The following is a 25,019-nucleotide window of genomic DNA, read 5'->3' as shown; positions in this document are numbered from 1 at the left end:
AGATCCCACCTCCTCCCTTTCACAGGTTGACGTCACCGTGACCGCCTCTCATATTGAGTGCGTTTCGTTTTATAGAAAGACTATTCCGCATAGCGAAACACCATAAAAAATTATTTATATAACACCAATAAAGACAGGGAGACATCAGATGGACTCGCATTCCGTTATATCTCTTAAACCTCTGGCCATAGGCTTGCTCGCGGCCAGCATCGCCGCCTGCGGCAGTGACAGTGACCGGGACCCGGCACCGAGCGACCCCAGCCGTGTCCAGGATCAGCGCACCTTCACGGCGGATGAAGCCAGCCTGCCGTTCGAGGCCCTGGAGGGGCACAAAAATGCCAGCCGCTGGTGGGGCGTGCGGCCCAGCGGCGCCGGTTATCGCATGGAAGTGCCGGAAAACTGGAACGGCAAACTGGTGATGTATGCCCACGGTTATCGCGGCGAGGGTGAGACCCTGACCGTTTCCGATCCAAGCCTGCGAGCCTGGTTCCTGGACAACGGGTACGCCTGGGCGGCATCAAGCTACTCCACCAACTACTATGATGTACGGACCGGCGTGGAGGACACCAACGAACTGGCGCTGGCGTTCAACGAGATCGCCAGCGCCAACGGCCGCGAACTGGATACGCCGAGCAAGATCTATATCACCGGCCATTCCATGGGCGGCCACGTCACCGCCGCCGCCATCGAGCAGGAAACCTACGACACCGCCAATAACGTCGTGCACTACGACGGCGCCGTGCCCATGTGCGGTGTGGTGGCGGACACGCTTGAGTTCAACTATCTGGCCTGGTTCACCATGGCCGCCCAGCATCTGGCGCACACCGCGGACAACAGTGTGCCGCCGCTGGAAGGCATCCCGGCCACCAACTTCGATGCGGATGCCATCAACGCGGTATTGTGGGACGAGGTCCCCACTCCCGCCGCACTGGGCACCCCCACGGCAGAGGGCGAGAAGATGATGGCGATCTCCCGCAATCTCTCCGGCGGCGAACGGCCCATCGCGGATATCGGCTTTCGTACCTACTATTGGGGCGTGGTGATGGGCACCGGCGGGCGCGACGGCACCGTCAACGGCATCCTCGCCGACAACCTCACTGGCAACGCCGACGTCACCTATCAGTTCGACAACGACCCGGCCCTCACCGCCGAGGAGCAGGCCTTCAACGACACCATTCTGAGAGTGGAGGAGAACCCGGCCGCCAACGGCCCGCGCAGCGACGGTCTGCGCTGGATTCCGGTGGTCAACGGTGAATTCACCATCCCGGTGGTCAGTCTGCAAGGGCTTGGGGATCTGTATGTGCCGTTCCGTCATGCTCAGATCTACCGCGAGCGTGCCACGGCCAATGGCAGCGACACCTGGCTGGTACAACGGGCACTACGCTCTCCGGGGCACTGTGATTTCACCCAGGAAGAACAGGAAACCGCCTTCGCCGACATGATCAACTGGGAACAGAACTCGGTGAAACCGGATGGGGATGAGATTCTCGACCCGGCGGTGGTGGCCGATCCGGATTACGGCTGTCAGTTCACCAGCGAGGACCGGCCGGGCCTGCCCGCCTGCCCTTGATTCGAGTCTTGTTTGCTTTTTTTACGGAGGGCCATGCCCTCCGTGATCCGCCTCGCCCCTGTCTGGGCGCGGGTCTTAACAACGCATGCCATAACAACAAGGCAAGGAGAGAGCGATGTTCCCCCATGGCAAATCCCTGGGACTGCTGGCCCTGTTCAGCCTGATCCTGACCGGCTGCGGCAGTGACAGCAGCAATGATCGGCCATCCCCACAGCCCCCTGTGACCGCGACCACGCTGCAAGGCGAGGTCGCCGGCCAGCAACGGGCACCGGAAAACGCCACTGTCGATGGCACCCTGCTGGTGTGGCGGGGCATACCTTATGCCCGCCCGCCAGTGGACGACCTACGCTGGCGCGCACCGCAACCGCCGGAAAGCTGGAGCGGCGTGCGCGACGCCACCGAGCCGGCATCCCGTTGCGTACAGGCGGAAACCACCCTTCACTGGGTACGCACACAAAACATCATCGGCGACGAAGACTGCCTGTACCTGGATATCTACCGGCCCAGCCGCGCTGACTGGCAGCAGGAGCAATTGCCGGTTTATGTCTGGATTCACGGTGGTTCCAATAACTTCGGCACCGCCATGGATTACGATGGCGGCAACCTGGCCCTGCACGCCGACGCGGTGGTCGTGGTGATCCAGTACCGGCTGGGGCCACTGGGCTGGTTCTACCAACCGGAAGTCCAGACCGGCGGTGCCGACGCGCTGTCCGATTCCGGCAATTTCGGCAATCTGGATCAGATACAGGCCCTGCGATGGGTACGTGACAATGCCGCGGCCTTCGGCGGCGATCCCGATCAGATCACCATTGCTGGCGAGTCCGCCGGGGGTCACAACGTGATGACACTGCTGGTGTCACCGCAAGCACAAGGCCTGTTCCACAAGGCCATGGCACAAAGCCCGGCCATGGCGACCCGCTCGCCGGCGGAGGCCGAGGCCTTCACCAACGAACAGATCGACTATCTGTTGCGCTACCGGGGTGATGCCGGAGACGCCAGCGAAGCCGCCGCCCTGCGCCAGCAGATGGTGGACGATGCCACCCTGGATGAATATCTGTTCCAGATCCCGGCCCATGACTACTACGCCGCCGTCCTGGCCTACACCAGCCTGTCCGCCTACGGCGCCACGGAGGACGGTGTGGTGGTGCCCAGCGGCGGCTGGATGCCGGCCATTCGTGCTGGCGAATACAACTCCGTGCCTTTGATCATCGGCGCCAACGAATATGAGCAAAAGGCCTTCATGCCCCTCTATGGCGCCTTGGTGAAAGCCCTGTATGGCCAGCCTTCCGGAGACTACACCTGGCTCAATCTGAAGGATGTGATGGAAGGGGAATCGAAAGCGGACGGCTCTCCGTTCACCCTGGACGACGTGCTGCCCACGGAGCGGGACCGGACGATCTACGAGCTTGCCGGCTATCATGGCAGCCGCGCCTGGCGCGCCAAGTATGTGGACGAACTGGCGGCGGCGCTGGCACAACGGCAAGAAGACGTTTTCGCCTATGATTTCCGCTGGGGCAGCCCCGGCTCCGGACCCGAACCCTTCGACTTCATTTATGGCGCCGGACACTCCGCAGAAATTTCATTCTTCCATGGCCGGGAAGAGGGGCTGTTCGGTTATCCTTTCACCGCGGATAACGAAACAGGGCGGCGCGATCTGCAGGACGCGATGATGACCTATGTGAAGCACTTCCTTCGCCAAGGAGACCCCAGCGGTGGCTGCGATGGCGACTGCCCGCCACGCTGGATGCCATGGAGCGGCGAGGGGGGTGACACCGTCGTCGTACTGGATGCCGACCGTGAACAGGCCCACATAGAGATGTCCGGCGAAGCGCTGACACTGGAAAGCGTGGAGGAGGACCGGGAAGCGGCGATCAGCGCTTACGACGAAGGGGAGAAGAACGCCGTGCGACATTTCGCCAGCCAGAGCCCCTGGCCGGCGCCCTGAGGCCGGACGGAGTAGATCGCTTTGTTTTCACCCTCTCCTTCCCCCCTCAAGGGACAGGGAGAGGGTGAAACGTTAAAGGCCCAGTTCCGAATCCAACACCGCCTCGAACCCTTCCGGCAGCACGTCGGCCCAGGCGCGCAGCCCTTCGCGCAGTTCTTCCAGGGTGTCGGCCACCAGATTGGCGTGCCCCAGTTTGCGTCCGGGGCGCACGGATTTGCCGTACCAATGCACCACCCCCGGATGTTGCAGCCAGGCCTGGTCAAACGGCGTGCCGATCAGGTTCACCATGGCGGTGGGGCCGTGCACGTTCACCGCGTGCAACGGCACACCGGCGAGGGCATGCACGTGTAAGTCGAACTGCGACCAGTCGGCGCCTTCATGGGTCCAGTGGCCGGAATTATGCACACGTGGGGCGATCTCGTTGACTACCAGTTGGCCGTCTTCCTCGAAAAACTCCACCGCCATCACGCCGGCATAATCCAGCTCTTCCATGATGCCCTTGAGCATGGCTTCGGCGGGTTTTTGCAGCGCCTGGCAAGCGCGGGCAGGAGCCAGGCTCAGGCGCAGAATGCCATCCACGTGCCAGTTGCGGGTCAGCGGGTAGAACAGCGTATCGCCCTGCAGATTGCGGGCTCCAACGATGGAAAGCTCACGCCGGAACGGCACTTTCCGCTCAATGATGGCCTGGCCGGCCAGTTCCGTCACCGGCACCACGGAGGTGTCGTCGCCGGCATTCAGAATCCAGGTGCCACGGCCGTCATAGCCGCCGCTGCGCGCTTTCACCACCACCCCGCCAAAACGCTGAATGGCGGTATCCAGATCCCCGGCGCGATCCAGGTTCATCCACTCAGCGGTGGGGATGCCCAGTTTGTCGAGCATGGTTTTCTGGTCGAAGCGGTCCGGAATTACCTTCAGGGCACCCCGGGCCACACAGCGGTCGCTGCTGGCCAGTTCGGCGGACAGACCGCTAGCGGGAAAGGCTTCCCGTTCCACGGTGATCACCGGATAGCGTTCCAGGCAGGTCTGCAGATCGATGGGTACCGGCAGATCGGAGGTTCCCGGTAACAGCAACGCCCGTTCCGGATCATAGCGATCCACCACCAGCCCCAGACGGGCTCCGGCTTCCGCCATCATCAGGCCCAATTGGCCTCCACCCAATACCAGTACCCGATTCATCAGCCCTGCCCCAGATCCGCGTTGGCCAGTACTTCATCGGCGCGGGCGGCTTTCCACTCGGCGATGCGCTGGCGCAGCGCGTCATCGTGGCTGCCCAGCATCTGTGCCGCCAGCAGGCCGGCGTTATAGGCCCCCGCGGTACCGATGGCCAGGGTGCCCACCGCCACGCCCTTGGGCATTTGCACGATGGACAGAAGACTGTCGAGACCGGACAGAGCACGGCTCTGCACCGGCACGCCCAGCACCGGCAGCGGCGTCATGGAAGCAATCATGCCCGGCAGATGGGCGGCACCGCCGGCACCGGCGATGATAATTCGGTAGCCCTCGTCGGCGGCATTGCGGGAAAACTCGAACAGGCGCTCAGGTGTGCGGTGGGCGGACACCACCTGGGCTTTCCAGCCCACCGCGAATTGGCTAAGGGCGTCACAGGCCTCTTTCATGGTGTCCCAGTCGGACTGGGACCCCATTACAACAGCTACGGGTACGGTCATCATTTCACTCCCATGCGCCGGCGGTCATCGGCCGACCATTGTGGAGCCCGCTCCCGGCGTGACCGTGCCTGGGCTCCGATTAGAGAGACGCCGGCGCACCCAGAACGGCCTGCCCGACGCCCCCAAGGGCCCGCTTTCGGACCCGGAAGGCGCACACTCTACTGATTCCGCGGCGGCGCGCAAGAACCGGCGCCGCGCGGGGGCCATTCTACACCGTGGACCGGGCCTCACGGACAGCTCCAACAGAGATTGCTACGAAGCCGCTGTTGGAGCTTCGTAGTGACCTCTGGATTCATGCCTACAAGACCTGGGAAAGCCCCCGGTACCCTTCCCGATAATCAGGATAACGCAGGCGATAGCCGCCTTCGGCGATAAACCGGCTGAACAGCCGCTTGCCACTGGGCGGGGCCTCCTCCAGTGTCAGCGGCCAGCCGTGCAGTTCGGCCAGATAGCGGTAAACCGTCAGGTTGCTGACCGGATGGTTGTCGGTGCCCAGCACCACCGGCGACACCGTCTGCCCGGCCAGCCAGCGCCTGGCCAGGGTGTGCAGCAGGCCGACACAATCGTCCCGGTGAATGCGGTTGGTCCACACCGGCGCCGGCGGCGCTTCCTGTCCCTGGCTAAGCTGTTCCACCTTGCGCAGCAGACGGGTGCGGCCCGGTCCGTAAATACCAGAGAAGCGTACCGCCGTGGACGGCGCCCGGGCGCTGATGGCTTCTTCCGCCGCCAGCATCACCTGCCCGTTATAGCGCCGCGGGGCCGGCGAGGTGTCCTCGTCCACGTCGCCCTGCAGATCGCCATAAACCGCCGTGCTGGAGACAAACAGAGTCGGCGGCAACGGCTGGCGCTGTGCCAGGGCGTCCAACAACCGGCCTGGGGCGGTCAAATACGCGGCCCGGTAGCCGGCCTCGGAATATTCCGACGGCGTCATCACGATCACCAGCAGATCCACCGGCTCCGGCGGCAGCAAGGGGGTATCGCGAACCAGGTCCTGGGCATACACTTGGACCCCGCGGGGGGCCCGCGGACTCCGGCGAATGGCGCTGATCCTGTGACCCTCGTCACTCAGCGCCCGCGCCAGGCCGCCGCCCAGATCTCCCAATCCGGCAATTAGGATATGGCTCATCGGTTTCCTCTTGGGCACAATGGTCACAATTGCCTCTACATATTATTGCCATGACGCTAACAGAACTTCGCTATCTGGTCGCTTTGGCTCGTGAGCGGCACTTCGGTCACGCGGCCCAGGTGTGCAATGTCAGTCAGCCCACGCTCAGCGCCGCCATCAAGAAGCTCGAGGAACAGCTTGGCATGCCCCTGTTCGAGCGCCGCCCGCGGGAAGTGGTGGTCACTCCCCAGGCGGAGCCTATTGTGGCCCAGGCACAACGGGTACTGGAACAGGCCGATTTGCTGGAGCAGATGGCAATGAGCCAGCGCGACCAGCTCGGTTCGCCGCTGCGGGTGGGCGCCATCTTCACCGTGGCGCCTTACCTGTTCCCGACCCTGGTGCCGCGAGTGCACGCGGAAGCGCCGGAAATGCCGCTGTTCATCGAGGAAAACTACACTCACGTGCTGCGTGGCAAACTGGAGCGCGGGGAGCTGGACGCCATCATCGTCGCCCTGCCGTTCTCCGGCGGCGGCCTGGTGCGGGCCAAGATGTACGAGGAATCCTTCTCCGTGCTGCTGCCGGCGGACCATCCCTGGACCAAGCAGCAACACATTCGCCCGGAGCAGCTTCTGGACGAAACCCTGCTGCTGCTCGGCGAAGGCCACTGCTTCCGCGATCAGGTTCTGGAACTGTGCCCGGCGATCAATTCCGAGCGTCAGCGCAATCTGGTGCAGATCGAGGGTGGCTCCCTGGAAACCTTGCGTCACATGGTCGCTTCCGGGTTGGGCATCACGGTGCTGCCGGATTCCGCGCTGTATCAGCACGGCTACGACAAAAGCACTTTTGCCGTGCGTCCGTTCACGGCACCGGTGCCGTCACGCGCCATTGCCCTGGTCTGGCGGGACAGCTTCCCCCGGCCCAAGGCCATTGAAGTGCTGCGCCACGCGGTACCCCGGGAAGGTCTGGCGGCCTGAGACCCGGCTCTCCGCGCCGCCCCCCATTCACTGCGACGACATAGCGAGCGATGGCGGTATCACTGGCGGAGATGGGCCTGTCCCGGCTCAAGGGGGTCGGCCCCAGAGCCGCAGAAAAACTGGAACGTCTGGGCTTGAGCACGGTGGAAGACGTGCTCTTCCATTTGCCGTTCCGTTACGAGGACCGTACCCGTATCACGCCCATCGGCGCTTTGCGCCCGGAACAGGGCGTGGTGATCGAGGGCGAGGTCCTGGCCGCCGATGTGGTGTTCGGCAAGCGCCGCTCGCTGCTGTGCAAGGTGGCCGACGGCACCGGCCTGGTGTCCCTGCGCTTTTATCACTTCAGCGCCGCGCAAAAGAACAATCTGGAAAAAGGCCGCCCGATCCGGGTTTATGGCGAGCCCCGTCCCGGCGCCGCCGGCCTGGAGTTCTATCACCCCGAGTATCAGCTCGGCCCGGAGCTGCCGCCGCTGGAGCGGGCGCTGACCCCGGTCTATCCCACCACCGAGGGCGTCAGCCAGCGGCAGCTGCGCAATCTGGCCGGCCAGGCGCTGGATATCCTGCACCAGCACACTCCCGAGGAGTTGATTCCTTCCGATCTGCTGGATCAGCGCCACCTTCCCAGTCTCGCCAACGCTTTGGAAATGCTCCATCACCCCGGCCCCGATGACCCGGTGGATCTGCTGCTGGACGGCAACCACCCGGCGGTGAAACGGCTGGTGATGGAGGAAATGGTGGCCCACCAATTGGGCATGCTGTCCAAACGGGCCGGGCAGAAGACCCTGGCAGCGCCGGTTCTCGACGGCGACCGCCTGCTGCGGAAGCTGCTGCAAGGCCTGCCGTTCGCACTCACCGGCGCGCAGGACCGGGTGATCGAGGAAATCGGCGCCGATCTGCGCCGGGATCACCCCATGCTGCGATTACTGCAAGGCGACGTGGGCTCGGGCAAGACGCTGGTGGCGGCGGCGGCGGCGCTGACCGCCATCGAGTCGGGCTATCAGGTGGCGCTGATGGCACCCACCGAGTTGCTGGCGGAACAACACCGGGCCAACTTCGAGCACTGGCTGGCACCGCTGGGGATTCCGGTGCACTGGCTGGCCGGCAGCCTGGGCCAGAAAGCGCGCCGGGAAAATCTGGCGGCACTGGCCGATGGCAGTGCCGCCATGGTGGTGGGCACGCACGCGTTGTTCCAGGACGCGGTGGCCTTCCAGCGGCTCGGGCTGATCATCATCGACGAACAGCACCGCTTTGGCGTGCAGCAGCGGCTGGCGCTGCGGGAGAAAGGCCGTTTCGGCAATCAGGTGCCGCACCAGCTCACCCTCACCGCCACGCCGATTCCCCGCACCCTGGCGATGAGCGTCTACGGCGATCTGGACACCTCGGTGATCGATGAGATGCCACCGGGGCGCAAGCCGATTCAAACCCTGGTGCTGCCCGCTTCACGCCGTGACGATGTGATTGCGCGGATTCGTTCCGCCTGTCTGGAGGGCGCCCAGGCCTACTGGGTATGCACTCTGATCGAGGAATCCGACGAGTTACAGGCTCAGGCGGCGGAAGCGGCCTTCGAGGCGCTGCGCGAAGCACTGCCAGAACTCAACGTGGAGCTGGTGCACGGCCGCCTGAAAGCAAAAGACAAGGCGCAGCGAATGGCCCGCTTCGCCGCCGGCGAAGCACACCTGCTCGTCGCCACCACGGTTATCGAGGTGGGCGTGGACGTGCCCAATGCCACCCTGATGGTGATGGAGAACGCGGAACGTCTGGGGCTGGCGCAGTTACACCAGCTCCGTGGCCGGGTGGGCCGGGGTGGCGGCCAGAGCTACTGCCTGCTGCTGTATCAGATCCCGCTGTCGCAGACCGCCAAGCGGCGACTGGCGGTGATGCGGGAGACCACCGACGGTTTCGTCATCGCCGAGGAAGATCTGAAACTGCGCGGACCCGGAGAGTGGCTCGGCACCCGGCAGACCGGGGAGCTGGCCTTCCGGATCGCCGATCTGGTTCGCGACGAAGCCCTGATGGAGCCGGCCCGCGAGCTGGCCGAGACACTGTTGGAACACCACCCGGGGCGAGTGGAACGTTTACTGCGCCGCTGGCTCAACGGCGGCGAGGACTACGCGGATATTTAGGCTGTATTCGCTGCCAAGGCAGCTTCCCACAGCGGCTTCGTGGCACCTCTCTGTGGGAAGCTGCCTTGGCAGCGAATCAGCCCAGCATTAAGTGGGCTGTTGCACAATTGCGGGGTAACAGCGGTCAATCGACCACAAGGCCTCACCTTTATATGGAAATAGTGCCGTCATCCTCGGCGTCGCTTTTTTCCGCCGGCTTGGTCAGTTCCCGCCAACCGTCCTTGGCGGCCTCCCACGCCTGACCAAAACGGCTCTTCGCCGCCTCCCAGTTTCCGCGGGTGGCCTCCTGAAGTTCGCTGTATCCCTTGCCCAGTTCCTCGCGCTGTTTCTTCAGGTTCTCCAGCGCCTGCTCCTTGTTCGCCCGGGCCTGCTCGGACAGTGTGTCCCAGCCCTCGTCCATGTCTTTCTGCAGCTCGTCGATGTTCTCGTCCAGCATGTCGAGACCCTGACGAGCCGCCTCAAGAGCACGTTCCTTTTGCTCCACGCCATAGTTGCGGATTTCCTGCCAGGTGTCGTTCAACTGCGCCTGAACGTTTTCCTGGTCAGGCTGCTTCACATTGGGGACGCCTTCGGTGGTGTCGCTTTGCGCCCAGCTCAGCGAGGTCGTCGCCACCATCAACGTCGCCGCCATCAACAGGGAATGACGCATAAAAACTCTCCTATAGCACAGCCCCTATTGTGCCCATTTGCGCAGCTCTTTCGTGCAAAAGACTGTAAGAGCCTGTTCAAGATCTCCACGCCGCCGCGCTCGTCTTTTCCCTCTTACGACATTGCGGCACACTGAGGCTTCCGCCACCACAACCAAGGACCCGGTTATGCGCCTCCTGCTCTCCACCGTGACACTCGCGCTGTTACTCGTCAGCTGCGGCGACAGCGATGCCCCCGCCCAATCCGGCACGGCACCCGGCCAGGACGCCGAGGCGGCCAATCCGGACCAGCCCGACGACGCACCGCTGACCTCGAAATCGCAAACCCTGACCCGCGAAAGCGAGTCCTGTCCGGACGACCCTTGCTCCAAGGTGGATTTGCAGTGGCTCACCTTCCCCGAAGACGCCCCTCTTACCCGGACTTTGGAAAGCACCCTGCTTGAGCAGCTAAGCAATGGCGCCGATGACGGAGCCTCTTCTTTCGCGGCGGTGGCGGACGGCTTCCTGTCCGATGCCAGGGAAGCGGCGGAAGTGGAGAGCATGGGCTGGGAGCTCAACTCAAAAGTGTCGCTGCTGGGGGAGCGCGCCGGGCTGGTCACCTTGCAGCTCGACAGCTATGAAATCACCGGTGGGGCCCATGGCATGCCGGTGGTGCAATTACTGAACTGGGACCGCCGGGAACAACGGCGCGCCACATTGCAGGACGTGTTACAACCGGGGCAGGAAGACGCTTTCTGGAAAGCCGCCGCCGAGGTGCATCAACAATGGCTGGCGAATGACATCGAAGCCGACAAGGACTTTCGCGACACCTGGCCCTTCCTGCAAACCGGCGATTTCCATATCACCGACCAGGGCGTGGCGCTGCTCTACAATGTTTACAGCATCGCCCCCTACGCCATGGGCCAGCCGGAACTGACCGTGCCCTGGAACAAGCTGGACGGCCTGATTCGCGAGCGCTACCTGCCCTGATCGTTTTATCACGGCCCATGGACCACTATTGTGGGGCGGCTCTCGTTTACAGGCCATTCGCGGCCAAGGCCGCTTCCCACAGAGGGAACTATGGAACCGCTGTGGGAAGCGGCCTTGGCCGCGAATTCCCCTCTCATTCCGGCGATTGCCGGCACAGCTCCAACCAGCGCTCGACGCCGGGACTGCGGTATTTCTGCCGATGCAATACAAAATAGAACTCACGACTGAAATCCCGCCCCGGCACGGTCAGAGGCACCAGGGAACCGCGCCGAAACGCCTCCCGCAGTGACACCCGGGACAAGCAGCTGATCCCCAGCCCGGCCTCCACCGCCCGTTTGATCGCTTCGGTGTGCTCCAGTTCGAGCGACAGTTTCAGACCGGGTAGAAGGCCGTGCATGGCCCTTTCAAAGGTCTGACGGGTACCGGAACCGGGCTCCCGCACGATCCAGGTGGCGGCCAAAAGGTCTTGGTCGGACAGCGTTTCCTGCTTCGCCAGGGGGTGATCAGGGGCGCAGAACACCACCAGTTCGTCCTCTCGCCAGGGCAATAACTCCAGGTCGGTATGGTTGATTTCCCCTTCGATCAACCCCAAATCCAGATCGAAGGCCAGGACCCGGTCGACGATCGTGGCGGTATTCGCCACTTCCAGTTTCACCTGGGCCCCGGGCTGTTCCGCCATATACCGAGCCATGATATTCACCGCCAGGTAGTTACCGATGGTCAGTGTGGCCCCGACCTTGAGGCGCCCCAACTCCTGGTGAGCCTGCAAACCGGACTCCAGATCCCGGGCCTGCCCCAACAGCGCTTCCGCTCTGGGCCAAAGCTGGCGTCCCAGTTCGTTGAGCCGCAGCTTTTTACCGGCGCGTTCGAACAGCTTGATATCGAACTGGGTTTCCAGCTCCTTGAGAGCGCCGGAAGCGGCGGACTGGGACATGTTCAGATCCCGTGCCGCCCGGCTCACGTTCTCGTGATGGGCCACGGCGAGGAACACCTCCAGTTGTCGCAGGGTGTATCTCATTGTTATCACCAAAGTCGATATCAAATATCGGTACAACCCATTTTACCGATATCGGCGAAACGGTTACATTCTCATCAACTAAAGTATTTTGGAATAAAGGCGTATTAACTTATGTCGAATCTGAATACCGAAACGGTCACCAGTGTTCGGCACTGGAACGACACGTTGTTCAGTTTTACCACCAGCCGCGACCCGGGCTTCCGCTTCAAGAACGGTCATTTCACCATGATCGGTCTGGAACAGGACAACGGTCGTCCTCTGCTGCGCGCCTATTCCATCGCCAGCGCCAACCATGAGGAAGAGCTGGAGTTCTTCAGCATCAAGGTGCCGGATGGCCCGCTCACTTCCCAGCTACAGAAAATCAAGCCGGGCGACAAAATCTATGTGAGCCGCAAACCCACCGGGACCCTGGTGGCGGACCACCTGCTGCCGGGCAAACGTCTGTGGCTGCTGTCCACCGGTACCGGGTTGGCGCCGTTCCTGAGCATCATCAAGGATCCGGAAATCTACGAGCGCTTCGACCAGGTGATCCTGACCCACGGTGTGCGCTTCGTTTCCGAACTGGCCTATCAGGACATGATCCAGGATGAACTGCCCAACAACGAGTTCTTCGGTGACATGATCCAGGGCAAGCTGAAGTACTACCCGACCGTCACCCGGGAACCGTTCCGCAACCAGGGCCGGCTCACCCATCTGATGGACTCCGGGAAAATCTTCGAGGATCTGGGTCTGCCCCAACCCAGCCTGGAAGAAGATCGTTTCATGCTGTGCGGCAGCCCGGCCATGCTCAAGGATCTCACCAGTCTTCTGGATGGCTGGGGCTTCCGTGAGAGCCGCGGCGGCCATATCCACGAATACGTGATTGAACGGGCCTTCGTGGAAAAGTAATTGCTCCAAGCGCTGAATCTGCTCTTTTGACCCCGCCTCGCGCGGGGTTTTTTATGACCGCCGTCCATGGCGGTCACCCTCCGGGCCGTCACTGGAGTGACGTTAAAAATCGTTCCTGACGATTTATTTATGACCGCCGTCCATGGCGGTCACCCTCCATCGGGGACACAACAGACTGAATCACGAAGCCGCTGTGGGAGCTTGCCTGCAAGCGAATCTTTTGGTGCCGGAACCCATTCGCTTGCAGGCAAGCTCCCACAGCGGCTTCGTAGCGACCTCTGAGTTTATGGCTGAGAGGCACGCCATCTTTAGCGTATGCTGTCCACTCCACAGGATGACAACCCCGCCAAGGGTAAAGGAGTCAGGGCATGGAATTGCTTCGACGTCTTTTCGGCAAGAAACCGACCCCCTCTTCCGGTAACGGTAACCTGCTTGATGCGAAAGCGTTCGCGCAACGCTATGCCGCCACGGTGAAGGAGCTTCTCGGTCCCGCCGAAGTGCGTATCCAATCCGATGACACCAATCGCTTCTCGGTGCGCTGGGACAGTGAAGCCGGTTGGGAAATTTGCCATTTCCTGGACAACGCCTATGACACCTATCGGCACGATCCGGAAAACCTGGATCAGATCATCCACACCTATATCCGCAGCCAGGATCAGGTGACGCAAACCCAGGACGAAGCCGTGGTCCTGCCGGTCATCAAGACCCGCGCCTGGCTCGGCGCCTCTCTGGAGCAGATGCGCCAGGCGTTTCCCGACGCCACCCCCGAGCAGATGCCTTTCCTCACCCGCCCTCTGAGCAACGACGAACTGCTGATCACTTATGTGGAAGACAGCGGCGAACAGATGCGCTTTGTCGGCGGCGAAGTGCTGGAAAAATTCGGCGGTGATCGGGAGGCCCTGCACCGGCTTGCCCTCGACAACCTGCAGCGACAGTGGCTGCCCCATCTTCAGCTGAAAGGCGGTGACGGCCGTTATTTCGTGACCCTGGACACCAACTACGAAGCCAGCATGGCGCTGTTGTTCGAACACTGGCGTGAGCGGCTGGAGGTAGCCGGCGAACCGGTTCTGGCCATTCCCGCCCGCGACAGGCTGATGATCTGTGGCAGCGAGGATGAGGAGAGTCTCGGCAAACTTCGCCGGGTCGCCACCGATATGGCGGCGGAGTCACCCTATTCGCTATCAAGCGCTCTGTTCGTCTTCCGCGACGGAGACCTGCTTGCGTTTACCGGTCCATGAACGGGCGTTGATCCCGCTTGCCCCGGAGCGGACCAGGCCACGGGTTGATTTTCACTCTTCCTCACGGCATACATGAGCAAAGACTAGAATAATGCTTTGCAGCAGGGGGAAGTTTGGACGAGCAGCGTTCAGCAGTGCAGTGGGATTGGACACCGGACATCTGGGAGTGGACGCCGGAACGGGGACGTTGGTCCCCAGAGTATGGACGCCCCAAGGACTGTGTGTTTCTGTCCCTTTCCACGGATACTCTGCGCCCACGGGACGCCTACGATTTCTGGCGGGAAACCGTGTTTTACGACTTCGAGGCCGATACCCCCACCCCTCTTCAGCGCGATGGCTTTCAGGCCCGGGCCGCGGCACTGATCGCCCCACGCGGAGATGTGTATTGGTACCAATCGGATCCCGTATCCGGCCGGCGCCGCCAGAACCATTGCCGCCGGGAAGAGCGCGGGCTGGTCAATCTGGGGCTGGTACTGGCCGGCGAAAGGTGCCACGAACAGGACGGTGACCGGGCACTGCGCTCAGGCCCCGGAGAGTTGCTGTTCTATGATCCCGCCCATCCGTCCCGAGTCGCTTGGGGCCCCCATCAGGGATTACATCTTTCCCTGGACCGGGACGCGGTGTGTCAGGCCTTGGGTGGTGATCCGCCGCCCCCCAGCGAGTTGATACAAACCCTGCACCACAGCTCGCTGTTCCCGTTCCTGCATGACCAACTCCGGCTCCTGGCCCGCCATGGCGCCACTCTGGATATCAAACATCAAAGCCTGATCCTGGATCAGATCATCGATTTGGCGCTTGCCACGTTGAACACCATCGGCCGACGGCCGGAAAAGGAACGGCCCGCCTTGCTGTTTGCCCTGGCCCGGCAACTGATCCACCGCCACCTGGGTGATCCGGACCTGGACGCCAGCACCCTGGCCCAGCGGCTGAGCTGCTCCCGCGCCACTCTCTACCGTGCCTTCGCCGCTCAAGACCTGAGCGTGGCCGGCTATCTACGCGAAGCCCGTCTGCGCCGGGTACGGCGCCTGCTGCGGGGGGCGCCCGCCCATCAAACCATCGCCGACATCGCCGCCCGTTGCGGCTTTGTCGACAGCACCAGTTTCAGCCGCCTGTTTCGTCGCCGCTTCGGTGTGCGCCCCCGCGACCTCCGTCAACGACATCGTCTCCGGTGAAACGGCGGCTCAAACCCATTGCCTTCTGGCCAGCCCTGGCGGCCATGCTGGCGGCGCTGACTCTGATCGCCATCGACCAACAGCGCTTCATCGACTTCACCACCGCACTCAACGCCGTACTGATCCATACCTTGTCACCGGTATTCCTTTACTCGGCCCTGGGTCTGTTATTGCTGTGTCTCGTGGCCTTCGTTTCCCCTCTTGGCAAGGTGCGCATCGGCGGCGCGACGGCCGAGCCGATCTATTCGCCGTTTCGCTGGTTTTCGGTATCCCTGACCACGGTCATCGCCATGGGCATTCTGTTCTGGGCGGTGGCGGAACCGGTGGTGCATTTCCATGAACCGCCGGCTTTTTCCGGCGCCCGACCCGGCAGTGACGGCGCCCTGCGGTTCGCCATGTCCTCCTTATTGGTTCACTGGACGTTGGCCCCTTACGCCATTTACACCGTGGCGGCGTTGACCTTCGCGCTTGGCTTTCACAATCACGGCCATGGCTTTTCCATCGGTACTCTATTGCGGCCCTTGGCCGGTGACCGTTTTCAGGGGTGGTTCGGCGAGTTGGTGGACGGGTTGGTTTTGTTTTCCGTTGTGGTGGGTATGTCCGCGGTATTGAGCGGCGGTCTGATGCTGATCGGGGATGGCTTGCGGGTATTGTTCGATATCCCCAAGAGCGGCATGGTCTACGCTCTGGCCGCTTCGTGCATTATCGCCGTGGCGTTGTTATCCGCGGCCACCGGCCTGCGCGGCGGTATCCAATGGCTCGCCCGCGTGAATGCCGTGCTGTTTATCGCTCTGATGCTCTACCTGCTGCTGGCGGGACCGGGTCGCTTTATTCTCCGGGTGGGCGGCGACGCCCTGGTGACCTATCTGAGTGATTTTTTTCCGCGTCACCTGATGAGCCGTGAGCCTGCCAACAGCCAGTGGTCCGCCTGGTGGACCACCGCGTTCTTCGCCAGTTGGTTCGCCTGGGCGCCTCTGTCCTGCCTGTTCCTCGGCAAAATCGCCCGGGGTTACACGGTGCGCCAGTTCATTCTGGTCAATCTGGTGCTGCCGTCGGCGTTCGGTATTCTCTGGTTCTCCGCCTTCGGTGCCTCCGCGTTGTATTTCGACATCCAGGACCACGGCGCCTTGTACCAGGTCTATAAAGACGAGGGACTGGCGGCCATCTCCTATCAGTTGTTCAGCTATCTGCCCGGCAGCTTTGCCCTCGGCCTGTTTTTTATCTTCGCCTGTCTGATTTCCTTCATCACCGCCGCGGACTCCAACACGGACGCCATCGGCGGCCTGTGTACCCGGGCGGTGACCGCCGAGGACATGACATCGCCGTTCGCCATCAAGCTGCTCTGGGCGGCCATTATCGGCGCCGTGGGGTGGAGCAGCGCCACCTACCTGGGCGTGGACGGCATTAAAATGCTCGCCAACCTGGCCGGTCTGCCCGGCTTGATCATCGTGCTCGGCAGCGCCGGCAGTCTGATTCTGATGCTGGTGGAAGCCACCAGGCAAAGTGTCCAAGTCGAATCGGAAAGCTGAGCCGTTATGCTGCCCACAACTCGCGGGCACTCTTACAGGTGCCGGTACGCCTATACACCAATTCGCTGCCAAGGCAGCTCCCACAGCCCCGTCTACAAAACCGGCGATATCCGCCATTGCAGCCGGTGTAGCAAAATGCTACAAACAAGAAAACATCACGATCAGGAGACGCTCATGGGCAAATCCGCCTCACCGGTACGGCTGCAATCGGAGTTGATGGATGCCGCCAAGACCTACGGCGAGTTGCTTCACCGCAGCGCCGCGGAGCAGATAGAGCAATGGGCCGATCTGGGCCGGACCCTGGCACCACGGCTCAGTCCGCAGGACATCCTGGAAATCACGGCGGGCATCGCCACCCTGCGTGTGGAACGGACGGTGTCCAAACCGGTGGCGTCAGAGACCGTGTTCAGCAATCTGGAAGCCCGCCGCGCCTCCGGCACCCTGGCCCGGCAAGTAGCCGCCAGCGCAGTGCGTTATCAGGCTTCGCGCCGGCATCCAGGCTGTCTGGAACAGATCAGCGCCTCCGGAGAGATCCACGTGGGGCGGTTCGTTGACGGTACTTTCATCGCCGAGAACTGAGTCGTGGCCTCGCAACCCTTACCGGAAAAACAATTGTGGATTCTGGTGGGTGGCAACGGTGCCGGCAAAAGCACCTTTTATCGGGAAGCCTTGCAGAGCGCCGGATTGCCGTTCGTCAATGCGGATGTGATTGCCCGCCAGCGCTTTCCCCAGGCCCCGGAAGCGCATAGCTATCAGGCCGCCGCCCTGGCCCGGCAACTGCGCGATATGCTGATTCATCAGGGGCAAAGTTTTTGCTACGAAACAGTGTTTTCACACCCTTCCAAAATCGACTTCATCGCCCAGGCCAAAACCAGAGGTTATCAGGTGATCCTGGTTTTTATTCACCTGGACGATCCGCAACTCAACCAGGCCCGTGTCCATCAGCGCACCGAGGAAGGCGGACACCATGTGCCAGCCGATAAGATCGACGCTCGTCTGCCCCGCACTTTCAAGCACGTGCGCCTGGCCCTGCCGCTTTGTGATCAAGCGCATCTGATCGATAACAGCAGCGCGAAAACACCGCTTCTGCGAGTGGGTTATGTGGAGGAAGGGCGCTACATTCCTCTTACCGATATACAACCCGATTGGGTCGACACCTTGCTGTTCGGCCAGGAGGACGACTAAATGCGTATTATGAAATACCTTCCGATTCTGCTTCTGTCCACCGTCACACAGGCTGAAACAGTAACCCTGCAGGTGGAAAGCGCGGAGAAGAAAACGTCGCCTGATACAACCCGGGACGTGATCGATATCACGCTCGATCCGGAAAGCCGGCAAACCCTGGCCGATTTCACCCGTGACCGCGTGGGACAACAAATCCATCTGTCCGTGGGAGGCCACTTGCTGACTTCCCCTTTCTTGCAGAGTGTCATCGACACCGGCAACCTGCGGCTGTCCGCCGGGGAGGACGGTTTTGACGGTAAAAGCGCCGGGGAAATCGCCGAGACCCTGAACGAAGGCGAGGCGCTGACGCTCTCCGACGATCACTGATCGCCAGTGTGGAAAAGCGAAGGAGACGTTGGAAACGCCGAACCGGAGGCCCCATCCATGGGGCCCCTCCGGCCGGGCCCGGCAGAGCCGGGAAGGAGACATGAAGAAAGCTATGAAAACAAAATCTTTAAACCGACATGCGGGAACGCAATATCCCCGAATGACGATTTAAACTATGACGCAAACTTCCCCCGCTTTGCAAGCGACCAATCCAATATCCGTTAAATAGAAGAGCGGACCACTCTCTTATTAATCGCCCCTTTATAAAGCTTTTTGCCTTCCTTTTGCCCCAATGAGACGCCTTGCAAATTACCGTGAGACGCCTCGCATAACGCCCTCTCTCTGATTACCCCAATAATGTGCCCGAAAGCGCATAAACATCCGTTCGCACACAACACCTTTTCAAGGGAGTGATCACCATGCCAACGATTCGGGATAATTACGCTTATATATCCAGCGAAGAGATCGAGGACATTAGCTGCATGTCGGGGAGCTGGGCAGTGTCAGAAGGCCAGCCAATGGAGCCACCACCGACGATAAAGCGGGAGGGAGGCCAATTCTTGATCCTGTTCCAGGCCGGGCGTCATAAAACAGCCGAGGTGGCAAATAAGTTCAGCAATGGTAGCGGCGGGAAGGACCACCTGTTTACGCCTTTCTCGATAACGAATACGGATCCGGGCGAACTGAACTTCTGCTTCGGCTTGAAGGTTCATTGGAAGTCTGGCGAGACATCCGATGTTTACCTGGGGCAAGGCAGCACCATGGGACGCAATAACTGGTGGATAGGCTCGAACGCCATCACCAACAAGGATGGCAGCGCCACTCTACAGGCAGGAGGAGACGTTTTTAGTATCACAGGCTACGACTCGAAGAAGGATTCAACCTCCAGTCTCGAGGACGTCGATGCACAAGGCATACCACCGGCACTCGTTTGGATCATCAAGGAAGTCGGACAAAAAGTCGCCGAAGGGGTGATTAAGCTGATCACGGCCAACGTCAATTCATTCAGGATATCCAAATAGCCTGCTTCTTTTAGGGGAAAAAGGGAGGGTGTCGTGCTAAGGCCCGTGAATAAAGCATCGATCTTGTTTATACGCAATGCCATTTCTGACATTGGAGACGGTCTCACGGATCGGAGTGACTGGCTCTCTCATATCAGCGATGACACGCTCATATCCGAAATCAACCTGCCGGGCACGCACGACACCGCCGCGATAAGTACCCGATTCAACCCATATGCTTGTCATCGCTTCTCCGTCACTGATCAGCTCGGAGGCGGCATCAGACTTATGGATGTACGGCTAAAGGTCAAGAAGTCTGAAGAAGGGCGATATGAATTTACAACGTGCCATGGAAACGTAGGCAGCGGGCTCGGATTCAATGAGTTCCAGTGTTTTCCCTCGCTACTGCAAGAGTGCGGAATCTTTCTTGAAGCACACGGCACGGAAACCGTGCTCACGTCATTGAAAATTGATGACTGGAATGGGCACGAAGACGATAAAGAGGCCGTCTTTAGCGCCCTATCTGACTTGCTGGATCGCTACCCGACCATCCGAAAAAAGTCAGCACCAAAACTCGAAGAGATTCGAGGAAAGATCCTTCTTTTCAATCGAATCAATGAAGATTTCAGACTTGGTACGCCGATAATATGGGACGACAACACCCCGGGCTCCTGGGCACACCTAAGCCCTGATCGCTGCTATGACGTCTACGTACAGGACCAATACAAAGGTCTTCCTGACTCGGGCGCAACTGAAGAGAAACTGGAAAAAGTTATCTCGGCATTTACAAAAAAATCAAACGGGAATGTGGTCTGGAACTTCGCCAGTGCCACCTGGTACGGAATCTTTGGCATTTACATCATGTCTGGTTTGCTTTCCGCCTTCGGCAAGGGAACAGCCGCCGAACGCTGGCGGCACTTCGGCTGGATTCTGTTCGACTATCCGTTTGAAAAATACCGAACAGATCAATACGGCGACCTGGACATAGTGGCCATGATCATTGCCTCGAATGACGCTTACCGCGAATTTCCAGAGCGTTTCAAAGTGGCTGCACTCCATCGAACAACAACGCACAGGCATTCATCATGACCACCGTATTCGAACTAAGCACCGATAACGACATCCGCAATACCCAGCTCCACTCCAACTGGGGCCCGGTGCTGGCACGTTACGCCTGGGATCAGATTCATCCCTGCCATCTGAATTTGGCGGGCGCGATCACTCTGGTCGTGGTCGCACACGGCAATGGTTGCGAAATCGGCAACGAGGATCCGGATACCATCGACATAGACGAATCCGTCTTTCTTGCCTTGGTCCAGGGCAACATGGCAAACAACGCCATCCCCACTTCGATTTATATCTCCACCTGCGGGCTCGGCATCGCTGAATTCTCGGCCCGGGTGCGGCTGGCAGCGCAACAAAATGAAATCTGGCACGGCACTCAAATTTTCGGCCACAGCGACGCCGTTGCCGGGGAAGTGCCGCCTCCTGGCGATATCCGCTGGGTCCAGATCTTTGCCTGACCACGGCCCGAATACCTGCTCCGTTGCTAGCTTCATTACATCCTTAACGGGAAGACGCCATGAACCGCATTTACCGCACCCTTTTCAACCGCCACACCGGGACATGGCAGGCTGTGCCCGAGTTCACCAAAAGGCAAGGCAGGGCTTCCGGCCCCCGGGCCGCTGCCTTGGCGGCACTGTTGACCGCTCTGGGAATACTCCCCGGCGGAGCGGCCAGGGCGGATTCGTATCATTGGGACGATTTAGCGGCAGGCGAAGACTGGTTCGACCCCGGCAACTGGAGCTGTGTGTCCGGCGGTTGTACCGGCGGTATCCCTGGGAGCGGCGATTCTGTTCGCATTCTTCGCGGAGATGGTAGCGCCGCCACGATCAACCGGAAAGCGGCGGAATCCGGCGACCTGATCATGTATGGCGGACATCTGACCATCCAGAACGGAGGCAGTCTCACCAGCTCCGCAGTCTATCACAGCATCGGTTGGAACATTGATCCGGCTACCCTGACCATCACTGGCACCGATTCTGCCTGGAATGCGGAAGTCGCCAATGGAGACCTGGGCATCCGTATCGGCCGCAACTCCACGAGCACCCTGATCCTCGCCGACGGCGGTGCCCTCAACGTCAGCGGTGTCGGCAATCGCATTATTCTGGGAGAGAGTGGAGGCCCATCCGCCCTCGGCACTCTGGTGATCGGCGCGGCCGCCGGCGACCCTGCTGCCGCGCCCGGCTTCGCCAACACCACCGAAATCGAAATGGGCCGGGTATCCTCGAACCCCGATGCCAATGCCTCCGGCCGGATCGTCTTCAACCACACCGACACCAGCGGCGGCTACGAATTTGCCCCCGATATCACCGGCAACGGCGCCATCGAGCACCACGCCGGCACCACGGTGCTCACCGGCACCAGCAGCTTTACCGGCCTTACCCAGGTGGAGGGCGGCACTCTGCAGGTGAATGGAGGGCTTTCCAGTACCGTCACGGTCAACGGCGGCGCCGCCCTTAGCGGCGGCGGCAGTGTCGGCACCACCACCATTGACAGTGACGGCACGCTGGCACCGGGTGATGGCGGCATCGGTACTCTCACCGTGGACGGCGATCTCACCCTGGCGCAAGGCTCACTGCTGGACTTCGAATTTGGCGCCCCGGGAGGGGATTTCAATACCTTGGGCCAAAGCGACAGCGTCACCGTCAACGGCGACCTGGCCCTCAACGGCAGCACGCTTAATCTCACCGATGACGGCGACTTTGGCGTGGGCCTGTATCGGTTGTTCGATTACGGCGGCACCCTGAAACAAAACAATGGCGGCTTGCTGCTGGCCGATGAGCCACAGGGAATGAGCCTGCAATTCCTCGACGATCAAGGCCAGATCAACCTGCTCAACACCACCGGCATGACCCTGAACCTCTGGAACGGTGACGGCCAGGGTGGCGGCGATGGTGTGTGGTCCAACGATAGCGCCAGTTGGACCGACACCGACGGCACCCTCACCGCACCCATGCAGCCGCAACCCGGCTTCGCGATTTTCGGTGGTAACGCGGGCACCGTCACACTGGATAGCACCGACGGCGTGGTTCAGGCCACCGGCCTGCAATTCGCCGGCGACGGCTATGTGTTGGAAGGCGACGCGTTGAGTCTGGTGGACGGCGACGGCGAAATCCGTGTCGGCGACGGCAGCGGCGACAGCAGCGGGTATACCGCCACCATCAACAACGTTATCGCCGGCCAGGACGGCCTGAACAAAACCGGTGCCGGCACCCTGGTGCTCACCGGTGACAACACCTACACCGGCGGCACCACCTTGAATGGCGGCGTGCTTTCGGTGGCCAGCGACAGCCATCTCGGTGATGCCAATAGTGGGCTGACGTTCAACGGCGGCGTGTTGCGCGTCACCGATCCCGATTTTCTTTCCCTATCGAATCAGCGTTCAATCACTTGGGGCGACCAGGGCGGTGGCTTCGACATCGTCGATGGCTTGCAGCAATTTATCGTCAACCAGGATCTGAACGGCACCGGTGATCTGATCAAACGAGGCGAGGGCATTCTGCATCTGCGCGGCGACAACGACTACGGCAACACCTTCGTCGAGGCGGGCCGCCTGTTTGGCAGCGCCACCTCGATCAGTGGTGATCTGGCCAACGCCGGCAACGTGGTGTTCGAACAGGACAGCGACGGCACTTTCGCCGGCGACATCGGTGGCTTCGACGGTACCGATGGCACTCTGATCAAAAACGGCGAGGGCACGCTCACGCTGTCCGGCACCTCGACCCTGGACTGGTCCGTTCATGACGGGGAACTGGTGACCGCCGCTGAGCGCTTCAGCGGCGATCTCATTCTGCTGGCCGACGGCCACGCCACCTTCGACCAGCAGCAGAATGGCGAATACCTGGGGCAGTTGTCCGGTACCGGCACTCTGCATAAAACCGGCGACGGTGATTTAAAACTCAATGGCGGCAATGGTGGTTTTCACGGCACCGCGCAGGTGGCGGCGGGCCGGTTAAGCGTCAGCGGCCGCCTGGGCGGCGAGGTTCTGGTGGACGACAGTGGCACCCTCGGCGGCGACGGTATCGTCGGCGACACCACCATTACGCAAGGCGGCACGCTGGCGCCGGGCAACAGTATCGGCACCCTCACCGTGGATGGCGACCTGGTGTTCGAGAGCGGCTCGTCCTATGACATGGAAGTCAGTCCGGACAATACCGACAGCGATCTGGTCCACGTCACCGGTAGCGCCACCCTGGCTGGCTCCGTGCTGCATGTGGGCAACGACGGCGACTATCAGCCCTTCACCGAGTACACGATTTTAAGCGCCGATGGGGGGATCCTCGGCCGTTTCGAAGCGGTCCTATCCCGCTTCGCTTTTCTTGATGCCGGTCTGGACTATAACGATCACGAAGTCCTGCTGGCCCTGACCCGTAATGACGTCGCCTTCGACAGCGTCGCGTTGACCCGCAACCAACGCTCGGTGGCCGGCGCGGTGGAAACCCTGGCGCCGGATCATGCGGTCTATCAGGACATCGTCACCCAGGAGACCGACGCGGCCGCGGCCGCCTTCGACCGCTACAGCGGCGACTCCCTGGTGGCCGGGCTGAGCGCCACCGACCGGCTGATCGGCCAGTTCGGTGAGCGTCTGCGTCAGCGCGACCGGACGCAAAGCGCGTCCGCGGATCAACGCACCCTGGCCGGCGACCACGACAACGGCCTGTGGTTGCAGGCCGGCGCCCTGGACAGTGAGGAAAAACGCAACGGCTACACCGGCAATGCCGGCTATGAAATGAAAGGCGAGCATCTGACCCTGGGGCTGGACCGCACTCTGGGAAAAGGCCGAGTCGGGCTCGCCGTGGGCCAGGCTCAGGGGCGTCTGGAGTTCGACCGGCGCCGGGCCGACGGCGATCTGGACGGCTGGTTCGTGGGCGCCTACGGCCGCCGCGATCTCACCCGCACTCTCTACGTGCGCGCGGATCTCAGCTACGGCGAAACCGACCACGACCACAAACGCCACTTCGAGGACCAGACGCCGGCCCGTTCTTCCAGCACCGTCAAGGCGGCCCGGCTGGCGCTGGAAAGCGGCCTGGACCTGAGCGCCGGCCGCGCCGACGTGCGGCCCTACGCCCAGGTGGCGATGACCCGCCTTGAGCGGGACGGCTTCCGTGAGGAGGGCGCCGGAGCGGCGGATCTGCGGGTGGAGAAGATCACGCTGCACCGGGGCGAAGCCGAACTCGGGGTGGACCTGGGGCGCACCTTACGGTCAGGCAGTCACCCCACCCGGCTGCATGGCGGCCTGGCTCTGGTACAGCCGTTCGGCGATACCCAGAGCGAACAGGACGCCCGCTTCGTCGACGCCGGCGAGACCTTCACCGTGTACGGCGCTGACCGTGATGACCCGCGCTTGCAAGCTCGCCTCGGCGCCGCCGTGCAACTGAGCCCGCGCATCCAGTTATCTCTGGATTATCAGGGCCGGGTGGATGATCAGGGCAACGAGCATCTGGGGCAGGCGGGGATTGAAGTGCGTTGGTGAGGAGATCACGATCCGTGGGCCACGGCTGTCCCACAGTTTTGGGACGACCTGCTGGCACGCCTACACGATGATCTCTCGAAGTCGCT

General features: G+C 61.6%; 21 protein-coding genes. 16 read left to right on the top strand and 5 right to left on the bottom strand.

Annotated features, from left to right (window positions below; translation table 11 throughout):
- The first annotated feature begins 148 nt into the window (after positions 1-148).
- Positions 149-1,570, top strand: coding sequence for an alpha/beta hydrolase (locus MA04_RS07125; protein ID WP_262459927.1), 1,422 nt, complete (start codon positions 149-151; stop codon positions 1,568-1,570).
- Between the two features lie 115 nt (positions 1,571-1,685).
- Positions 1,686-3,515 (top strand): carboxylesterase/lipase family protein, encoded by a 1,830-nt coding sequence (locus MA04_RS07120; RefSeq protein WP_262459925.1) that lies wholly within the window; start codon positions 1,686-1,688, stop codon positions 3,513-3,515.
- A gap of 72 nt (positions 3,516-3,587) precedes the next feature.
- On the opposite strand, the gene MA04_RS07115 is transcribed toward MA04_RS07120, so the two are convergent.
- The 3 genes from MA04_RS07115 to MA04_RS07105 form a co-directional block, all read right to left on the bottom strand.
- Positions 3,588-4,691 (bottom strand): 5-(carboxyamino)imidazole ribonucleotide synthase, encoded by a 1,104-nt coding sequence (locus tag MA04_RS07115; protein ID WP_262459924.1) that lies wholly within the window; start codon positions 4,689-4,691, stop codon positions 3,588-3,590.
- The gene (gene purE / locus MA04_RS07110; protein ID WP_026948870.1) at positions 4,691-5,182 is read right to left on the bottom strand and encodes a 5-(carboxyamino)imidazole ribonucleotide mutase; all 492 of its coding nucleotides are present in this window, start codon (positions 5,180-5,182) and stop codon (positions 4,691-4,693) included. The genes MA04_RS07115 and purE overlap by 1 nt, the downstream gene beginning before the upstream one ends.
- A gap of 298 nt (positions 5,183-5,480) precedes the next feature.
- A complete protein-coding gene (locus MA04_RS07105) occupies positions 5,481-6,308 on the bottom strand; it encodes an NAD-dependent epimerase/dehydratase family protein (RefSeq protein ID WP_063140640.1) in 828 nt (275 codons plus the stop codon).
- 50 nt (positions 6,309-6,358) lie between these two features.
- On the opposite strand from MA04_RS07105, the gene MA04_RS07100 reads away from it, so the two are divergent.
- Positions 6,359-7,261: a hydrogen peroxide-inducible genes activator gene (locus tag MA04_RS07100; protein ID WP_063140641.1), complete on the top strand. Its 903-nt coding sequence runs from the start codon at positions 6,359-6,361 to the stop codon at positions 7,259-7,261.
- A 50-nt stretch (positions 7,262-7,311) separates the two neighbouring features.
- The gene (gene recG / locus MA04_RS07095; RefSeq protein WP_163124490.1) at positions 7,312-9,384 is read left to right on the top strand and encodes an ATP-dependent DNA helicase RecG; all 2,073 of its coding nucleotides are present in this window, start codon (positions 7,312-7,314) and stop codon (positions 9,382-9,384) included.
- Positions 9,385-9,532: 148 nt separating this feature from the next.
- Here recG and MA04_RS07090 read toward each other — a convergent pair whose 3' ends face one another.
- Positions 9,533-10,033 carry a hypothetical protein gene (locus tag MA04_RS07090; RefSeq protein ID WP_262459923.1) on the bottom strand — a complete coding sequence of 167 codons (501 nt, stop codon included), beginning with the start codon at positions 10,031-10,033 and terminating at the stop codon, positions 9,533-9,535.
- Between the two features lie 166 nt (positions 10,034-10,199).
- Between MA04_RS07090 and MA04_RS07085 the strand changes: the two genes are divergently transcribed.
- Positions 10,200-11,000 carry a DUF3298 and DUF4163 domain-containing protein gene (locus tag MA04_RS07085; protein ID WP_262459922.1) on the top strand — a complete coding sequence of 267 codons (801 nt, stop codon included), beginning with the start codon at positions 10,200-10,202 and terminating at the stop codon, positions 10,998-11,000.
- Positions 11,001-11,133: 133 nt separating this feature from the next.
- On the opposite strand, the gene MA04_RS07080 is transcribed toward MA04_RS07085, so the two are convergent.
- On the bottom strand, positions 11,134-12,018 hold the full coding sequence (locus MA04_RS07080; protein ID WP_262459921.1) for a LysR family transcriptional regulator: 885 nt from the start codon (positions 12,016-12,018) through the stop codon (positions 11,134-11,136).
- Between the two features lie 111 nt (positions 12,019-12,129).
- Here MA04_RS07080 and MA04_RS07075 point away from each other — a divergent pair, with 111 nt between their 5' ends.
- From MA04_RS07075 to MA04_RS07025, 11 genes are all read left to right on the top strand, one after another.
- The gene (locus tag MA04_RS07075) at positions 12,130-12,906 is read left to right on the top strand and encodes a ferredoxin--NADP reductase (RefSeq protein ID WP_163124502.1); all 777 of its coding nucleotides are present in this window, start codon (positions 12,130-12,132) and stop codon (positions 12,904-12,906) included.
- A gap of 368 nt (positions 12,907-13,274) precedes the next feature.
- Positions 13,275-14,144: a DUF1444 family protein gene (locus tag MA04_RS07070; RefSeq protein ID WP_262459920.1), complete on the top strand. Its 870-nt coding sequence runs from the start codon at positions 13,275-13,277 to the stop codon at positions 14,142-14,144.
- A 113-nt stretch (positions 14,145-14,257) separates the two neighbouring features.
- A complete protein-coding gene (locus tag MA04_RS07065) occupies positions 14,258-15,316 on the top strand; it encodes a helix-turn-helix domain-containing protein (RefSeq protein WP_262459919.1) in 1,059 nt (352 codons plus the stop codon).
- Positions 15,313-16,845: a BCCT family transporter gene (locus MA04_RS07060; protein WP_262459918.1), complete on the top strand. Its 1,533-nt coding sequence runs from the start codon at positions 15,313-15,315 to the stop codon at positions 16,843-16,845. The genes MA04_RS07065 and MA04_RS07060 overlap by 4 nt, the downstream gene beginning before the upstream one ends.
- A gap of 174 nt (positions 16,846-17,019) precedes the next feature.
- Positions 17,020-17,424, top strand: a complete 405-nt coding sequence (locus tag MA04_RS07055) for a TA system antitoxin ParD family protein (RefSeq protein WP_163124514.1) — start codon at positions 17,020-17,022, stop codon at positions 17,422-17,424.
- Positions 17,425-17,427: 3 nt separating this feature from the next.
- On the top strand, positions 17,428-18,030 hold the full coding sequence (locus MA04_RS07050) for a zeta toxin family protein (RefSeq protein ID WP_262459917.1): 603 nt from the start codon (positions 17,428-17,430) through the stop codon (positions 18,028-18,030).
- Positions 18,031-18,396, top strand: a complete 366-nt coding sequence (locus tag MA04_RS07045; protein ID WP_163124520.1) for a SecDF P1 head subdomain-containing protein — start codon at positions 18,031-18,033, stop codon at positions 18,394-18,396.
- A gap of 419 nt (positions 18,397-18,815) precedes the next feature.
- Entirely contained in the window at positions 18,816-19,418 is a 603-nt protein-coding gene (locus MA04_RS07040) for a hypothetical protein (protein WP_163124523.1), read from the top strand.
- A gap of 33 nt (positions 19,419-19,451) precedes the next feature.
- The gene (locus MA04_RS07035; protein WP_262459916.1) at positions 19,452-20,486 is read left to right on the top strand and encodes a hypothetical protein; all 1,035 of its coding nucleotides are present in this window, start codon (positions 19,452-19,454) and stop codon (positions 20,484-20,486) included.
- Positions 20,483-20,920 (top strand): hypothetical protein, encoded by a 438-nt coding sequence (locus MA04_RS07030; protein WP_262459915.1) that lies wholly within the window; start codon positions 20,483-20,485, stop codon positions 20,918-20,920. Before MA04_RS07035 ends, MA04_RS07030 begins: the two co-directional genes overlap by 4 nt.
- A 59-nt stretch (positions 20,921-20,979) precedes the next feature.
- Positions 20,980-24,933: an autotransporter domain-containing protein gene (locus MA04_RS07025; RefSeq protein WP_262459914.1), complete on the top strand. Its 3,954-nt coding sequence runs from the start codon at positions 20,980-20,982 to the stop codon at positions 24,931-24,933.
- The last annotated feature ends 86 nt before the right edge of the window (positions 24,934-25,019 follow it).

Origin of the sequence: Alloalcanivorax balearicus MACL04 (assembly GCF_025532145.1) — a bacterium.
Lineage (GTDB): Bacteria > Pseudomonadota > Gammaproteobacteria > Pseudomonadales > Alcanivoracaceae > Alloalcanivorax > Alloalcanivorax balearicus.
This window is presented reverse-complemented; position numbering and strand designations above follow the sequence as displayed.